The sequence below is a fragment of the Glycomyces sp. NRRL B-16210 genome (assembly GCF_000719515.1).
In the GTDB taxonomy this organism is placed as follows: domain Bacteria; phylum Actinomycetota; class Actinomycetes; order Mycobacteriales; family Micromonosporaceae; genus Glycomyces.
This window is the reverse complement of record NZ_JOGR01000006.1, coordinates 32,755-49,132: the sequence shown is the minus strand read 5'-3', so window position 1 is coordinate 49,132 and position 16,378 is coordinate 32,755. Positions and strand designations below refer to the sequence as shown.

Sequence of the window (16,378 nt, the reverse complement as noted above, 5' to 3'; positions counted from 1 at the left end):
GACGGAACCATATTTTATCAATCCCAAGTCGACAAAACGGTCCGCGACAACCCTATTGAGCAGGTCAAACAGCTACTCACCGCTGTCGGATTCGCGACAGCAGACGGTGTCCGAAGCCAAGGCGGTATCGTCCCGAACGCGCCTCTCCGCGTGCTCGGGTTCGGAGCAGACCCCTCCCGGCGGCGCTTGCTGGGCCGAACCAGTGTAGCCGCTGCGCGGCTGGGATCGGCCCATCAGCAAGCGCCGCCTGCAATCTCATGCAGGCGGCCTGACCCGAATGGAGTCCCTGATGGAGCTCACCCAGATCCCGGCCACACAACTTGTTCCGCACGAGAACAACGCGCACTCCGAGCTGCGCGGCATCGACGCGCTCGCCAAGACCGTCGCCTACCTCGGCATCATCGAACCGCTCATCGTCCTCCCCGCCGACGAGGACGGCCGCCACACGATCGTGGCCGGGCACCGTCGCCACGCCGCCGCCACCCAAGTCGGCCTCGATACCGTGCCGTGCATCGTGGTCGATGACCCCGGCGCGGCCAATCAACTCGTCACGATGCTGGCCGAGAACCTCCACCGCGACGACCTCACCGTCCTCGAAGAAGCCCAGACCTACCAGCAACTCACCCTCCTGGACTGGGAACCCGAACGCATCGCCCAAGCCACCGGCAGCGACCTCGACCGCGTCCAACAGTCCCTCACCCTCCACAAGCTCCCCGAGCAGGTCCAGCAGGCCGCGCACGCCGGTCAGGTAGACCTGGTCTCCGCTGCGGCACTGGCGGAGTTCACGCACGACCCGAAGGTGATCGAGCGGATCATGAAGAAGGCCGGCGGGCACTGGAGCGTCCAGCACCTCATCGCCGAGGAACGCCACCGCCAAGGCGCCAAGGACACGATCGAACGGCTCAAGGCCGAACTCGTCCTTGCCGGTGTGAAGGTCACCCCCCGGCCAGACTTCCACAGCGAGGGCTGCACCGCGGTCCGCCTGGAGCACCTCGTCGACGCCGACGGGCACCCCGTGGACGCGGAGACGGTCAAGAGCGAGCCGGGGTTCGCGGCCTACATCAACCGCGACTACGGCGCCAAGGCCGAGTACTACTGCCCTGACCCCGCCGCGGTCGGCCTGCGCCCGGCCCCGAACTCCTCAGCGGCACACCGGGCCGAGCGCGACGCCCGCGACGCCGAATCCGAGGCGCGTCGTGCAGCGTGGGAGGCCGCAACCGGCGTCCGCACCGACTTCCTGCTCTCCCGGTTCGGCACCGCGAAGGGCGCGAAGATCCTCTTCCGGCCCGCGCTGCGCGAACTGGCCGCCACCTCGATGCGGCTGCCCTACAACGAGTACGCCCACCTCGCCGACGCCCTGTGCGGATGCGAGATCCGCGAGCTGCCTGAGAACGCCGGGATGGACCGCCTCACCCGCGCCACCGTCGCCCGATGGCTCGCGCGGTGCGAGGAGAACCTGTCCGGGCTCGTCCTCGGCCGCTGGGGCGACCTCGACCACGCCCTGGCCTACCTCGACCTCCTCGTGACCGAGGGATACGAGCTGGCCGAAGTCGAGGCCGAGGTCCGCCAGTCGATCACCGACCGCCTCGCCGAGAAGGAGGAAGAGGAAGTGGAAGAGGAGGACACCGAGGAAGACGAGGGTGACGGCGACGCCTCGGAGACGGACGCCGACGTCGAGACCGAGGCGGTTGCGGAGGACGAGGCCGACGTCGTGCCGAACTCGGCCGATCTCGGCGACGCCGACGCCGAGCGCAAGCTCGAAGCGGTCTTATCTCCATCGGGGTGGCACCGCAAACACGGTGCCGCCCCGATGCGCTCGTGCTCCTCCGAGACCTGCCGGTTCGCGCCATGCCGACGGATGCGCCTCCCCCGCTTGCACCTACAGAATCGTTAGGGTCGGTGCGTGCGGCCGGGAGTTCCAGTCGACCGGTGGGGTTGAAAAGCGGACCCGGCCGCGCACCACCGTCACACGACGCGCATCCACCCCGCTCTCAAGCGCCCCTCCTGCGGCACCGTGTCGGGAAGATCAATGCCTTCAGCAGCGGTTTCGCTGGCATTTCAATTGGTCCGCAACCAATGTGACAACCCTTTGATCCCTGGCTAACCTAATCAATTGAAACAAGTGTTCGATATAATAAGGGCGGGGCATGTCAGGAAGTGCAGCGCGGTTGAGCCCGGCCGAGTTGGCCGAATCGATGGGGATGCGGTTGGGCGCCGAGCTGCGCCCCGGCGCTGTCCTCGCCGTCCCGGGGCTGCCCCCGACGCGGGCGGTGCATCCGGTGGCTGATGCGCTCGCGCTGCTCCTGCCCACCGGTGGCCCCTCGGATCAGCTCGGTATCGACGCCCGGAGGCGCGGCGCCACCACGTTCCTGTTCGCGCTCCTCGCCGCCGCCACCGCCAAGGGGCTGTGGAGCGCGATCGTGGACGAGCCGCGCCTCTACCCGCTCTCAGCGGTCGCTGCGCGGGCGTCAACCTCGAACGCCTCGCCCTGGTCGAAACCCCAGGCGTCGAGGGTCGGCTTGCCGCGATCGGCGCGCTCTGCGAGGGCATCCCGGTTCTGGTCGCCTCGACACGGGGGTTCACCGCTCGCCAACTTCAGCGCGCGGCCTCGCGCGCTTCCCGGTCCGGTACCGCAATCATCTGGTTGGAGGACCAGTCCACACCGCGACTCAAAGCCCGGATGGCCGTCACCTCTTGCCAGTGGCTCGGCCTGCGGCAGAATGAGAACCGTCGGTGGGGCTCAGGGAGATTCGATTCGTGCAGGCTCCACGTCACTGCCGCCTGGCGCGGGGGCAGGCGCGCGAGTGCGGAGCTGTGGCCCTACGGCCGTGGATCTTCATCGGGATTCTTGGCGGGCTTACTCTCGATCGAAGTCCCGTCGGCAATTCGGAGAACGTCGCCGGCCGTCAAGTACGTCCACATGATGCAGGTCTCCGCTTCGGAGCGGGAGACTACCCCGTGTACCCCTTTCGACGCGAGCTCGTTGAGCCGCTTGAGACGCATCCCGAGGCTGCGGAACGTCTCCTTGAGCAGGTCAGTGTGAGTGCTCTTCCCGAGTTCTTCCACCGCGAACTGAAGCAAGCGGTTCTGGTAGGAGCTGTCGTCCATCTTCCGGTCACGGCCGTCCACACCGGTGATGACCTCGTTGCTCGCGGGGTACACGGCGTCCGCAATCGCTTTGATCATGCGACGGCAGCTCGTCAGCGCATGAGCGAGGTCCTCGGGACCACCCCGTTCAAGCGCCCCTTCGGCGCCGTGGAAGACGGCAAGCGCCTCCGGAGCTCGCTGTTTGAGCGACTGTTCGATGTACTCCCGGCCGCGGTCGAAGACGGTCGGCCGCTGTTGACCCGATCGGAGTTGATGCTCAGTCTCGACGAGGAAGCCGTGCACCGCGTCCTTGACCCGTTGGATGGTCTGCTTCAGCGAAGTCCGCGGTTGCAACAGCTTCGCGATGTTCTTGTCGTTCTCCTTGAGCACGAAGAAGGTGTCGGTCGGGGTCAAGTTTGTCGGCGTCGTCTGGAACGATCGGTGTTGCTCATCCAACTCCGCGAGCATCGATTCCAGGTGCCCGATGCTTCCGCCTTGAATATTGCTTTTTGGGTCGGCGCTGATCCGACGTCTGGTCATGTACCGCATCACGGCGGCGATGGACTGCTCCTCGGCCTTTTTCTTGCCCAGCAGCGCGGTCAGGTTTTCACGGGCTTCGGCCATCACGGGATGGTCGGCCTGTCCTCCCGTGAAGTCCAGCGTCTCAGGGATGAACTCGATCAAGCCGATGAAGTCCTGACGCTGCGAGGCGATCCGCACGGCCCGTCGTACGTGACCTGCGACCGAAGCAGTCTCGTCGTCAAATGCCTCGATCGCCTTGTCGACGAGATGCTCCACGGATGTCGTTGCCAAGTTCCACTCCTTCTCCCAGGTAGCCAGCTAGGTCCCGTCAAGTATTCCTTGCAGGGGTGACGATGCGCTCGACAGTTTTCCGCCGATGGCCCTTGCCCCTGGATCTCGCGGATTGAAGTTGGCCGGTCTCGGCATGGTGAAGCTCCCGCACTCTTCGCCGGATCGCTGGCGCAGTCGGGTTCGCCTGCCCGGGTGTGCAGCTGTGGTGTGAGCACGCTACCCGACGGCCGCGAGCGCACCGCTCCTCCTTCGTCGTCGCTCGCAAGGGCGCCTGCGCACTTTCTTCGCCGGGCCGCTCCTTCGTCGCTGCGAAGAAAGCACTTGGTGCCCTTGACGTCCCTCGCTTCCCCGCCGGGATGGACGCGGGCTCACCACAGCGGCACACCACCCGGGGCGAATCCCCGGCAACCGCGTCAGCCGCCCTCCAGAAGGAGTCACGCAATGGAGTTCCACTTCGCCGTCGAAGGCCAGATCGTCCGCCGCGACCCCGAGGTCTTCGCGACCCCCAACGGCAACGCCGGGGTCCGCTTCGAGCTCGCCCACAAACCGACCTACCGCGACGCCGCTGGCAAGTGGGTCGAGGGCAAGACCCAGTTCTTCGACATCACCTGCTGGGGCGCCCTGGCCGACAACGTCCTGGCCTCCTTCGAGCGCTACGACACCGTCATCGTCACCGCCCGGTCCCTCTTCGCCCAGGAGTCGGGCGGGTTCGCCCACCTCAAGGTCACCGCCGAGAACGTCGCCGCCTCGCTCCGGTTCGGCACGGTGACGCCAGCCCGCAAGGAGCGGGTAGCGAACGCCTCGGTCCGCACCGCCGACGGCGAGACCCGCTCGGTCACCGTCGAGGACGCCTGGGCCACCGCGACCCCCGCGCCGCAGCCGACCGCGGCCTGAACCTCTCCCGCGGGGCGGCCCATGGGCCGCCCCGCACCCGCTCCGCATCTGCTTCCCTCAACTGCCTCTTTGGAGACGTCATGAACGACACCGCCAAGCTCTCGGTCAACGGCCCGACCGACCTCATCGCCGCCGTCCCGTATCTCCTCGGGTTCGTGCCCGAGCACTCCCTGGTCGCCGTCGGCCTCAAGGACCGCGGGCTTGAATGCACCTTCCGCGTCGACCTGCCCGGCTCGCTCGATCACCTCGACCTGCTCAACACCCTCGTCGACCCCGTCCGCACGAACGACTGCACCGCGGTGGTCCTCATCGCCTACGGCGAGGACGAGATCGCGACCGCCTGCCTCAGCCAAGCCCTCATCGACTACGCCCTGGCCGACATCAACGTCCTCGACGCCCTCCGGGTCACCGACGGGCGCTTCTTCAACTCGACCTACACCGACTCCTGCTGCCCGCCCGAAGGGCTCCCGCTCCCCGAGGACTCCGCGATCGGCGCCGCGCTCGTGGCCGCCGGCGCGAACCGCCACCCCGACCGCGACGCCATTACCGCGCTGCTGGCCCCCGTCGCACCCGGTCGCCGGGCGGTCGTCTCGACCGCGATCGATGACGCGATCGTGCAGGAGGCGACGCTCTCATGGGGCGAGCAGCGCCGCATGGACTTGGCCGCGGTCGACCAGTGGCTGGCTGCCGCGGACCTCCCCGACTCCTCCACCGACATCGCGATCCTCGGCCTCGCGGTCGGGGACCTCGACGTCCGCGACCACGCCCTCATCGCCTCCGACACCGACCCCGAGAAGGCTGTGGAGTTGTGGCTGTGGGTGGCGCGACACCTCGACGAGGAACTGGCTGCCCCGGCGTTCACCATCGCCGGGTGGTGCGCCTACCGCACTGGCAACGGCGTCCTCGCCCTCGAAGCCTTCAACGCCGCACTCAAGTCGAGCCCCTCCTACCGGCTGGCCCACATGCTCATGGCCGCCCTCCAGGCCGGCATCCCCCCGAAGGCACTGGGCAACATGGCGTGCCTTGACGCCGAGCCCGCCAGCGCCTGACCCCGAACTGAATGGCCCCGCCCGCGCTCTCGCGCGGGCGGGGCCCTCCTCATTCCGATGGGAGGTTCCCGTGAACGCCACCGACACCCGCACTCACCCGCTCGACGCACTTGCGATCGCCGAAGACGCCTTCCAGCAAGCACGGGCCCGGCTCAAGGAAGCCGAGGCCGACCGGTACGCCTCGATCTGGGCCGCCCTCACCAAAGCGAACGACTTGGCCGAGCTGCGCGCGATGCTCCCTCCTACCGTCACCGCCCAGTCCCTCCGGGCCGCGGTCCGCCGCCACGCCACCGGCGATACCGGCTACATCCAGCCCGAGCTGTTCGACGGCGACTGCCAGTCCGCCACGATGCCGTAGCCGCAGCACAGACGGGACCATCATGCGGGCCGAGGCGCGATCGCACTCGCCTCCCCATTCGCTTTCCTCGCTGCTGCCAGAGCGGTACGAACATCGGTGACGCGCATGCCGCACAGCTCCGCGATACTCTCAGGTGTCTCACCAAACGCCCGCAGCTTCATGACACCGCCGCTGATCGCTACGTTCGCTTCCTCGATCGCGAGATGGGCAGTGATCACCCCGACCGCGGTGTCCTCGATCTGTGCTTCTCGTTCGCGCGCCACCGCGATACGGCGACGCCGGATCTCGCCCGCGCGCCGGACCGCGAGGATCTTCTTACTCGGCTGCTTCGCATTTCCTGAATCGTTCATACCGGCGACAATAAACGCGAGATACGACCCTCGACAAGTGCGAGATTTCGCGAATACAGGACCCTTCGGTACCCCTCGGAACTCCCCATGACTCTCCATGACAAAAATAGTCACCCACTGGTACAACCACGCTCTCACCAGCATCAACATCCGGATACACAGCCTCAGCCACATATGGAGGACACACCTCTTGCACGTTTCGTGAATCAGGACCATTCGGTATTGGAACCCGCTCCGCGAATGGCTAGCGTTGGCCATCCGGAATTGTCGTGTCGGCGGGGCGGGGGTGGCGTGCGGTGATGACCGTCCACAAGCTGACGGTCGGCGACGGCTACACCTACCTCACCCGCCAGACCGCCGGCGGCGATGTCCCGCGGGCGCCGGGGCAGTCGGCGGCGGGCTACTACACGCAAGCGGGTAACCCACCGGGCCGGTGGACCGGGTCCGGAATCGAAGCGCTCGGGCTGGAACCGGGTCAACAGGTCGTTGAAGCCCAGATGCGGAACCTGTTCGGCGAGGGCCTGCACCCCGACGCCGAAGCAATCCAAGACGCCTACCTCGCCGAGCACCTGCGACCCGGACTCACCGCCGCACAGGAGCACCGTGTGCAGGCAGCAGCCGAGAGGGCAGGGAAACTCGGTCAGCGTTTCCCTGCATACAAGATCCTCGAACCGTTCCAGCAGCGCGTCGCAGAGCGCCTGCGCGACGTCGCCGCCGAGACCGGCCGCGCGCCGACACCGGCAGAGGTCGCGAAAGTCAAGCGCGAGGAAGCGACCCGGCAACGCGCGGGCGTCGCGGGGTACGACCTGGTCTTCACCCCAGTGAAGTCGGTGTCGGTGCTCTGGGCGCTCCACCCCGACGAGGCAGTGCGATCCGAGGTGAAGGCCGCGCACGACGCCGCCGTGAAGCAGGCGGTCGCGATGCTGGAGGAGCATGCGGCGTTCACGCGCTCGGGCGCGGGCGGGGCGGCGCAGATCGAGACCAACGGCCTCGTCGCCACGGCATTCGACCACCACGACTCCCGGTCCGGGGACCCCGACCTTCACACCCACCTCGCGGTCGCGAACAAGATCCAAGGCCGCGACGGGAAGTGGAGATCCCTCGACGGCACCGCGTTGTACGCGGTCGGGGTGGCGGCCTCGGAGACCTACAACGCGGCCATCGAAGCCGAACTCACGGCGCGGCTGGGCGTCTCGTTCGTCGACCGGCCGGGGCCGGCGAGGTCGAACCGGCCCGTCCGCGAGATCGAAGGCATCGACCCCGCCATGTTGAAGCACTTCTCGGCCCGCCGCACTGCAATCGAGGCCCGCTACAGCATCCTCCGCTCGGAGTTCCGTGCCCGGCACGGGCGTGATCCGGACCCGCAGGCCGCCTACGAGCTCGCCCAGCAGGCGACGTTGGAGACCCGCGAGGGCAAGGCCGCGCCGCGCAGCCTCGACCAGATGCGCACCGAGTGGACTGCTCAGGCTTTCGCCCAATTCGGTCCCGATGCCGTCCGCGACATCCAGGCCGCCGTCCCCGGCGTGCAGCAGCCGCAGGCACGGACACGGCTCGAACCCGAGGAGGTCGAGCGGCTCGCACAGGCCGTGATCGCTCGTGTCGGGGAGGAGCGGGCGACCTGGGGCCGGTGGAATCTCCACGCCGAAGCCGCCAGGGTCATCCGCGGGATCGATGCCGTGCTCGGGCCCGAGGACCAGCGCGAGGCGGTGGATCGGATCGTCGCTGCCGCGACAGGGGAAGGGCATTCGATCCAGCTCGGCCAGAATGCGCCGGTGAGTGAGCCGGTGTTGTTGCAGCGCAGCGACGGCACGAGTGTGTTCAAGCGACACGAGTCCGACCGGTTCACCTCGCAGGCCGTCCTCGACGCCGAACAGCGACTCGTCAAGGCAGCGCAGACGCCCACCGTGTGGTCAGCGAGCGCCAATGTTGTCGCGGAGCGGATCACCGGATTCGAGGCCCGGCACGGTCGGACTCTCGATGCGGGGCAGCGGGCACTGGTCACCGCGTTCACCACCGACGACCGGCTCCTCGCCGTCGGGATCGGGCCAGCGGGTTCGGGGAAGACCACCGCGATGCGCGCCTTCAAGGAAGCCCTGGCAACCGAAGGCCGGCGCCTGATCGGCCTCGCGCCCTCCGCCCAGGCCGCGAACGTCCTCGCCGCCGACCTCGGCATCACCTGCTCCACGGTCGACAAGTTCCTCTGGCAGGTCAACCCCGGCAACCTCCTCAACGGTCCCGAACTGGTCGAGGCGATCCGCTCCATCGAAACCGCCCAAGCCGACCGGAAGGCCGAGGGTGACGTCGACGGGCTCATGGCCCCGGTCGGTGACCTTCGGCCCGGGGACGTCCTGCTGGTCGACGAGGCGTCGATGGCCGGGACGTTCAATCTCGACCGCATCACCGCCCTCGCCCAACACGCCGGAGCCCAAGTGCGGCTATTGGGCGATGACTGCCAGCTCGGCGCCGTCGCCTCCGGCGGCGTCCTCCGCCTCATCGCCGCCGAGGCCGGCGCGACCGAACTGCGCGACCTCCACCGCTTCACCGACCCCGCCTTCGCAACCGCTTCACTGCGCCTGCGGGAGGGCGATACGGCCGGGCTCGACTACTTCCAAGACCGCGAACGCCTCCGCGGCGGCTCACGGGACGCCATGCTCCAAGCGGCCTACGCCGGATGGAAGGCCGATACCGCGGCCGGACGAACCAGTCTGATGATGGCCTATGCCAACACCGACGTCACGACGCTCTCGACATGGGCGAGGGACGACCGGATCGCCGCCGGGCAAGTCGCCGAGACCGGAGTGCTGCTCGGGAACGGTCAGGTTGCGGGGCGCGGAGACTGGGTCGTCACCCGCCACAACCAGTACGGCCTGAAGTACTGCGGCGGGAAGGACTTCGTCCGCAACGGCGCCACCTGGGACGTCATCGACACCCGCGCGGACGGTTCCTTGAAGGTGAAGTCTCGCGAGTCCGGCGGCACCTTGGTACTCCCCTCGGAATACGTGGCTGAGCATGTCGAGCTCGCCTACGCCGCCACCGTCCACCGCTGCCAGGGCATGACCGTCGACACCGCCCACCCCGTCCTCACCGACCAGATGACCCGCGACGCCCTCTACGTCGCCGCCACCCGCGCCGCCGAAACGACCACCCTCTACGCGGTCACCCACACCGAGATCCCGGCCGACACCGACCACCAGTTCGACCGCCCCAAGTGGGACCCCGACGCAACCGCCGCCCGCGAAATCGCCGAACAGATCCTCGCCAGAGAACCCGACAACCTCTCCGCGACCGAGACCGGCCAGCGCCTCACCGCACGATCCGGCGACCTCCACGAACTCGTCGCCCGCTACCGCACCGCCACCGACATGGCCGCCGACCACCACTACAACGACCTCATCACCCGCGTCCTGACCCCCGTCTTCACAGCCGAGTACCTGGCCGACATCGAAGCCAACGGCCGCGGTGCACTCGCCGGGACCCTCGCCAAAGCCGAAACCAAGGGGTGGAACCCCGAGCAGATCCTCACCCTCGCCATCGCCCGCGGACCCGTGGATGACGCAGGCTCCGTCGCCGCCGTCCTGATCGGCCGCATCAACGGCCACATGGAAGACCACACCCCGCCCCCAGCAGGCGCCCAACCCACACCAGAAGACCTCGACCGCTACCGCGAACTCCTCCGCACCCACTACCCCGACGCCCACCTGAAGGACGAGAGCGCGATCCACCCTCGGCCGGTAGGGTTTCCGGCCAACGCCGCGCATGAGGCCGAACCGACCCGGGCCGCCAACCGCTACCGCGCTGAACTCGTCGAAGTCCTCGGTGTGGAGCTCGCGGACCAAGTCACTGCCGAGCGGGCCTGGCCCGCCGTCATCGGGTCCCTCCGCCGCGCCGAAGAAGCCGGCCAGTACTCCACCGAAGCCCTCCAGCGCGCTGCCGCGCAACGCGACTTCGACGGCCTCGACACCATCTCTCCTAACTTGGCCTGGAGGATCGAACGCCAGACCCGCCTGATCGAACTCGACCCCACCCACACCGGCCAAGCCTGGCCCGCCCTCGCCTGGACCGTCAAAGCCTGGGAGAACGCCGGAGGCGACGCCACCGAACTCATTGACGACCTCGCCCCAGACCGGACCCTCACCGGCCTCGCGCTCGAAGCCGGCCACGAACTCACCTGGCACCAGCTCCTCGAAACAATCGAGCACGCACCCCATCCGCTTCCCTGGGCCACCGCACACGCCGCGCTCCACCACAGCGACGCCGTCCCCGCCGAACTGCGCGACTACCTCGACCACGTCGCAGGCGCCATCACCACCCGCGTCGACCTCCTCACCGACCACGCCATCACCGAACGACCCGCCTGGACCGAAGCCTTCGGCGAAACCCCCACCGACGAAGGAACCCTCGAGCGCTGGCACACCGCCATCGCCCTCGCTGCCGCCCACCGCGACCAGATGCGCACTGAAACCGACGACTCCGCACACCCCTTCGGCCCCTACCCGGAAGAAGGCCGCGCAGGACACCACTCCTGGTGGGCCGCAGCAAGCGCCGCCCTCACTATCGACCAACCAAACGAACCCATCACCAATACCGGCCTCGCCGAATCTGCAGCGCACCAGCTCACCATTGCCGTCGCACAAGCCGTCTACACCGCCCTGCCCGCTGCGGATCGTGCAGCAGTTCATGACCTGATCGCATCAACCCGGGGACCGAGCTGGCATATGATCGCACATGCCCCATCGGACGCTGTGACTCAAAGTCCTTTGGCAAGAGACCTGGTCGATGCGCTTTCCATGCAGGGATTGTTGACTCCGGAACTCGCGGGTGAACTGCGAATGACAGCCCGACATGTTCGAGACGGTAACAGTCCAGAACCTATTGAGAACGGTGTGATAGATCAACCGCTCGAAAGCGCTTTTGACTCACAATCTGACTGTGAACAAACAAGGACACATCGAATCTGATGGAGCTCTGGAACAGCGTAAGCTACGAATCAGGATCTCGCTCTTCATGAAGCAATCGATCTGCCACCTCGGCAAGCGTTGTTCCGTCGTCAAGTACCCAGAAGCGTGGACCGAATACTGAAGTCGGGTTTATGCCCGAGTCTTGCAATATTTTCAAAGCCAGTCCGGCCACTGAGTAGAGCTTCCCGTCGACCTGCCATCTCAACGGCTTTTGGCCGCCATTGTTGTCCCACTCCGCTACCCCGCGATTCGGGTCATCCGCGATCCATTGACTAGCCGCTTCACGATATGAACTGTTTGCTGAAATGAACTTCAGTTCAGTTCCATCGCTAATTGCGTGCTTTGAGATCAGAGTCTTCGTAATGTCTTGCCTTCGCCTACGCGCCCAAGTAGCCGGTGAAACGCGCTGACGCGGATTCATGAACGGGAGTCCCGAGAATCTGCCTTCCCAGGAGGAGTAAGCATTGACGATTTTCTGAATGGAGCCAGCACCCTGATCGGCGGTATCACAAACTCGAACTTGCACCCTGGCCTGCGTAAGGTCTCCACGAGTGGAGCGGAGCGCACGTGAGATCGCAAGAATTGTGGACGCACCACTAATTACCGATGGAGTACTTACATCTACACTGCCGCCAATATTCCATGCCCCGCCTTGCGCCAAAAGTGTCACACCATTGGTGGTATGCCAGAGCAATTCGGGGTTGTGATGGATGACCTCCTCAAGGTAGTGAGATTCAGATCTCTCACCCAGAAAGCTTCTGATGTTCTCCTGGAACAGGGCTTCACCATAGGTTTCGTACCAATCTAGGATATCCATCGCCGTTACGGTTCCTGTAAAAGTTCGCAGCGGACCCTGAACCAGCTGAAAATCCTCGAACCTCACCCGCAGACTGAATTCCGCACCCCAAACCGCGCGTCGGAGCTCATCCATCCTGTCGACAGTCATCTCTGTTGTCTTCTCCTTCGACGAAACGGATTGACCTTCTTCACCCTGACTGCTTTTCAGGGCCTCGCGCATTCGAATCTGCGGGACCATGCGAGGAAGATTGATAACGAACCCGAGGGCAGCCCCAAGCTGTGACAACTTGCCGGGAATCTCGTTGAGTTCTGCGTGCCATTCCGACTCATAGCGAGAGACTGACTCGGCTTTGCCCAGTCGTCGAGCAGCCCACGACGCGATTCTGCGCGCAGCCCACGGCGCCCAGTCCCCGGCCTCTGCGAGAACCAAAGGAAGTGCGATGGCGGTGAGCAGGAAGATCCAAACACTTGCCCCCACTACGCCTCCCCAAGGGTAGGACGCAGCGCTCTGCTAGGCGCATGAGGCTGAACCCTTCGAGATTGCACCAAAGCACGCGCAGCCCCTAGGACTTCGGGATCAAGCTCGTAGAAGCGACGCCTTGGACCGCGATCTTCCTTCGAGGAATCCTCCCAACGGCTCTGGACCCACCCGCAGTTCTCCAACCTCATCAGGATCGGCGCAACGCTGCCGGTCGCCCGGCCAATCTCTCTCGCGATCTTCAACCCGTACAACTTGTCTTGACCGCTGAGCAGGACCGTCAGCACATCAAGCGTCGCTGGCGTGATCCGGAACGGATAACTCATGCCGCTAACTCTACTTAGGTAGATTTGACAGAACGCGACGGGCCCGTGCGGGACCTACGGGAGTAGGTTTGCCCTCCAACAAGGCTGACTCGCAACGACCTGCTTCGCAGCCCCGTCGTCTGAGTCGAGAGATTCGTGACGCCTCTGGGGTCGTGTTCGCCTGCGATCAGGCGGCGTCGGAAGCCGGTCGTTCACTGGGGAGGTACTTCTCGTGAGTGCGGTGGAGGTAGTCCATGCCACCTTCAGTGGTGGCGGCGTAGTCCAGCGAGTGTTTGACGAAGTTCAGCCGGTGCCGTGCGGCCTGGATGATGCTCGCCCAGGTGACGACGCGAACCACCGTGTTGTTGTAGTCCACAGCGACCCCTGGTTCACGGTTGGCCTGGTTGATCATCATATTGAGTTCGTCCTTGATGACGTCGCCGACGATCCAGAACTCCCAGCGGGTGTCGGTGGCTGCAAATCGGGGGTCGTTGGCGACGGTGTTGGCGTACTTCGTGATCTGCGCAAGTTCGTCATTACCGATGTGCACCGAGGGGCGCTTCAGCTCGATCACCACATGTTCGCGGTGGTCAGCGTGGTGTTCGATCACACGGCTGAGCATGAGGTCAACGACGGCGCGGTTGCCGTCGAGGTCGAGAACTTCGCCGGCCTCGAGTTCTTCGGGGGCGAGGTCTTCGCGGCCGAGGAGACCGGTGTGGGCCTTGAGCGCGGTGGTGAGGGTGTTGTCGTCGGCGGTCAGGGCGTACTCCTCGCGGAAGATCCATGTCTCTTTCGCGAGGATGCGATGGAGCTGGCTGCGCTCCTTCGTCTTCTTCTTCAGGACCGGGTCAAAGACGATCGCTTCGAGGCCGGCGAGGAAATCAAGTCGGTCGGTGATAGCCCGCGCTGAGGCGATGACGGCCCCGAAGCTGGTCCGCTCCAGCAGCTGACGCAGTTCCTCGCGCTGGGTCTCGGGGAGGACAAGAACCTCGGCCAGGACGCTGTGCAGGCTTTCAGGGCTGGTCTCAAGCGTCTCACGCAGCAGCCGCAGCGACAGCTTCCGCGACCGACGATCCACGTTCTCGACCGCCGGTGCCGCAGCAAGCGCAACGACATTGAACAGCTCCCGTTCGGAACGTTCGAACTGGCCCGTCGGCTCGCCTTCGTACGGGTAGGTGCGGTCATCCTTCCAAGACTGCACCAGCTCATTACCTCTTTGGTCTGTGCGCTCCTTGAAGTGGGTGCGCATCGCGTCCTTGGCGGCACTCATGATCTGCGGCAGCGGTGCCTCAGCATGCGACAGGGGCGCCGAGCCGTAGTGCTCCCGGAAGCCCGTCCATTTCAGGTAAGCGGTGAACGAAAAGCCGGGGGCCTGGATGCCGGGAGGCATCTGATTGAGCGAGACCCCAGTCTCGTCACAAATGTGAAGTGCGCGCTCGACAGTCATCTTCCACTCGATGATCGTCAACGTGACCTCGTCGCTGACTCCCTCGACCTCAAGAGGGATCTCGGCGCGGTGCTGCTGCGCGGCTTCAGGGTCGATTGCGGTCCCCAGGATACCCACAGTGGCTGGGTACTTCGAGAGATACAGCGCGAACACGGAGGTGAGGTCGTTGATGACGTCGTCCCTGGACAAGAACGCATCAGCCTTGGCATGGACGTTTCGCACCGTCACTACAGTCCCCGGCGTCGCTCCCGGCTCGGCGCCGAGCGGCTCGGAGGTCTGGAACTCCTTGAGCGCACTCTGGCGGCCAGAGATCACCAGTTCTGTCAAGGTCCCGTCATCGGATTCTGTGATGGAGGTCCAGTCGACCAGACTGCCGAGGCCATAGGCGGCCCACCGGCCGCGACCGAACCGCCCATGCAACACCCGTCCCTCCTGGGTCTTGAGGACCGTCTTCTTCCAGGAACCACCCAGATTCCCGAACTCGCGATCGGCCTGCTCAGGCGAAATGCCAGAACCGTTGTCAGCAATCACGACGGACTCGGTCCCACCCAGACTGTTGGACTCGGTCGTAACCAACACTTCGGTCGCGTCCGCGTCGAGCGCGTTCCATATCAACTCGGACACCGCGGCGAGCGGACCCTTCACCAAGCCGTCAAGGTGGTCATCCTGGACAGATACCGTCAGTCGCGACATCGCTCCAGTGTTCCACTCCAGGCAATCGCACGCAATGCCCCGAACAGCTTTATCACGCAAATGAGAAAGGAGCTCGAAGGGTATCACGGCAGTCCGTCGATTATTTCGAAGGAGTCGGAGTGGTTGCCAAGTTCAGCGGACTTCGGGCGGGATCATGATGTGGACCTGGGTGAGAAGCACCGTGATACCGAACTGGAGATCCATGAAGCACTACTGCGTCGACGAAAAACTGGTTGGTCCGCATCCTGGAACCAGTGATGACTCCTCCAAATCAACACGTTGGAGCGCTTTGATTCAAGGGAGCCTCGATGCCCGGACCGGCTGGGAGAAGCATCCAACTTCGGACCTTTGGACCTACAGCCCCTCAATCCCTCGTGTCGAGGGTACGGCAGTTCCTCCGCCGTCCTGCCGTCTGCTCGGCACCACATTCTCAGCCGCCTGCGGTGTGCTCTTCCCTCCCTCGGTGAAGTTCATCTTCGACGAAGAAGATTGCGAAGGCGAAGCCGAAGAGGCCAGCTTGATCACCGGCACGGACAACCCCCTGCTCCGAACCACAGGAGTCGTCACCGCGATCTACCTGCCCTCGCCGTTCGACCTTGATTCACGACTGCCTGAGATCGAATCCTGGCGCTGGCCCGCGAGGCTTCCCCGGACGGGCTTCGGAGCAGGAGAAGAGTGGTATCGACCGCTGCCTCCCGATTTCGAGCAACTCGCCGAGGTAATCGGCACCCGTCGGGGGTGGAGTTTCACCGCCGAACCGAACGACTGGGAGCCGCTCGCGTACCCGTTCCAGAAGCTAGAGCACTGGAAGGGAGACGAACTCAGTTGCAGCATCACGACCTGGGATCGCACCGACGATCACCGCTACCTGATACGTCCTCGCGACGGAATCCACGGACTCCTGGTCCCAAACGTCCACACCATCATCAAGAACATCGCCTACATCGAATCCTGGGGCACGACCGATCTTCCACGGTGGTACCTCGAATCCGACCAAACGTGGAGACACCGCCAATGCCCCTCCTGCAAGGTGCCACCACACGAACGATGCGATGCCGATGGGACGCTTGTCATGCTTCATGTCGAACGCCTTTCACCGGGAGCCCTTGAACTTTCCGACGCTTGATAATCAGTTCGTAAGTGATGCA

Annotated in this window: 11 protein-coding genes; 6 read left to right on the top strand and 5 right to left on the bottom strand. The window is 65.3% G+C overall.

The genetic code is table 11. From position 1 onward, the window contains the following. Positions 1–289 precede the first annotated feature (289 nt). Entirely contained in the window at positions 290–1,894 is a 1,605-nt protein-coding gene (locus IF12_RS22850; protein WP_035748738.1) for a ParB/RepB/Spo0J family partition protein, read from the top strand. A gap of 926 nt (positions 1,895–2,820) precedes the next feature. Here IF12_RS22850 and IF12_RS23935 read toward each other — a convergent pair. Beyond that, complete coding sequence (locus IF12_RS23935; protein ID WP_133884194.1) at positions 2,821–3,900, bottom strand: hypothetical protein; 1,080 nt, start codon at positions 3,898–3,900, stop codon at positions 2,821–2,823. Between the two features lie 441 nt (positions 3,901–4,341). Between IF12_RS23935 and IF12_RS23930 the strand changes: the two genes are divergently transcribed. From IF12_RS23930 to IF12_RS0109090, 3 genes are all read left to right on the top strand, one after another. Then, positions 4,342–4,794 carry a single-stranded DNA-binding protein gene (locus IF12_RS23930; RefSeq protein WP_030157152.1) on the top strand — a complete coding sequence of 151 codons (453 nt, stop codon included), beginning with the start codon at positions 4,342–4,344 and terminating at the stop codon, positions 4,792–4,794. 80 nt (positions 4,795–4,874) lie between these two features. Beyond that, positions 4,875–5,843: a DUF4192 domain-containing protein gene (locus IF12_RS0109095; RefSeq protein ID WP_030157151.1), complete on the top strand. Its 969-nt coding sequence runs from the start codon at positions 4,875–4,877 to the stop codon at positions 5,841–5,843. Between the two features lie 70 nt (positions 5,844–5,913). Then, entirely contained in the window at positions 5,914–6,201 is a 288-nt protein-coding gene (locus IF12_RS0109090; protein ID WP_030157150.1) for a hypothetical protein, read from the top strand. Positions 6,202–6,221: 20 nt separating this feature from the next. Here IF12_RS0109090 and IF12_RS25550 read toward each other — a convergent pair whose 3' ends face one another. Next, positions 6,222–6,551 carry a hypothetical protein gene (locus tag IF12_RS25550; RefSeq protein WP_133884193.1) on the bottom strand — a complete coding sequence of 110 codons (330 nt, stop codon included), beginning with the start codon at positions 6,549–6,551 and terminating at the stop codon, positions 6,222–6,224. Positions 6,552–6,850: 299 nt separating this feature from the next. Here IF12_RS25550 and mobF point away from each other — a divergent pair, with 299 nt between their 5' ends. Continuing rightward, entirely contained in the window at positions 6,851–11,509 is a 4,659-nt protein-coding gene (mobF, locus tag IF12_RS23925; protein ID WP_133884192.1) for a MobF family relaxase, read from the top strand. A gap of 22 nt (positions 11,510–11,531) precedes the next feature. Here mobF and IF12_RS24845 read toward each other — a convergent pair whose 3' ends face one another. The 3 genes from IF12_RS24845 to IF12_RS0109075 form a co-directional block, all read right to left on the bottom strand. Beyond that, positions 11,532–12,785, bottom strand: a complete 1,254-nt coding sequence (locus IF12_RS24845; protein WP_133884191.1) for an AIPR family protein — start codon at positions 12,783–12,785, stop codon at positions 11,532–11,534. Next, positions 12,785–13,111, bottom strand: coding sequence for a helix-turn-helix transcriptional regulator (locus IF12_RS27170; protein ID WP_081913426.1), 327 nt, complete (start codon positions 13,109–13,111; stop codon positions 12,785–12,787). The genes IF12_RS24845 and IF12_RS27170 overlap by 1 nt, the downstream gene beginning before the upstream one ends. A gap of 166 nt (positions 13,112–13,277) precedes the next feature. Then, the gene (locus IF12_RS0109075; protein WP_051704167.1) at positions 13,278–15,230 is read right to left on the bottom strand and encodes an ATP-binding protein; all 1,953 of its coding nucleotides are present in this window, start codon (positions 15,228–15,230) and stop codon (positions 13,278–13,280) included. A 202-nt stretch (positions 15,231–15,432) separates the two neighbouring features. On the opposite strand from IF12_RS0109075, the gene IF12_RS25545 reads away from it, so the two are divergent. After that, positions 15,433–16,356, top strand: a complete 924-nt coding sequence (locus IF12_RS25545; protein ID WP_133884190.1) for a hypothetical protein — start codon at positions 15,433–15,435, stop codon at positions 16,354–16,356. Positions 16,357–16,378: the final 22 nt, after the last annotated feature.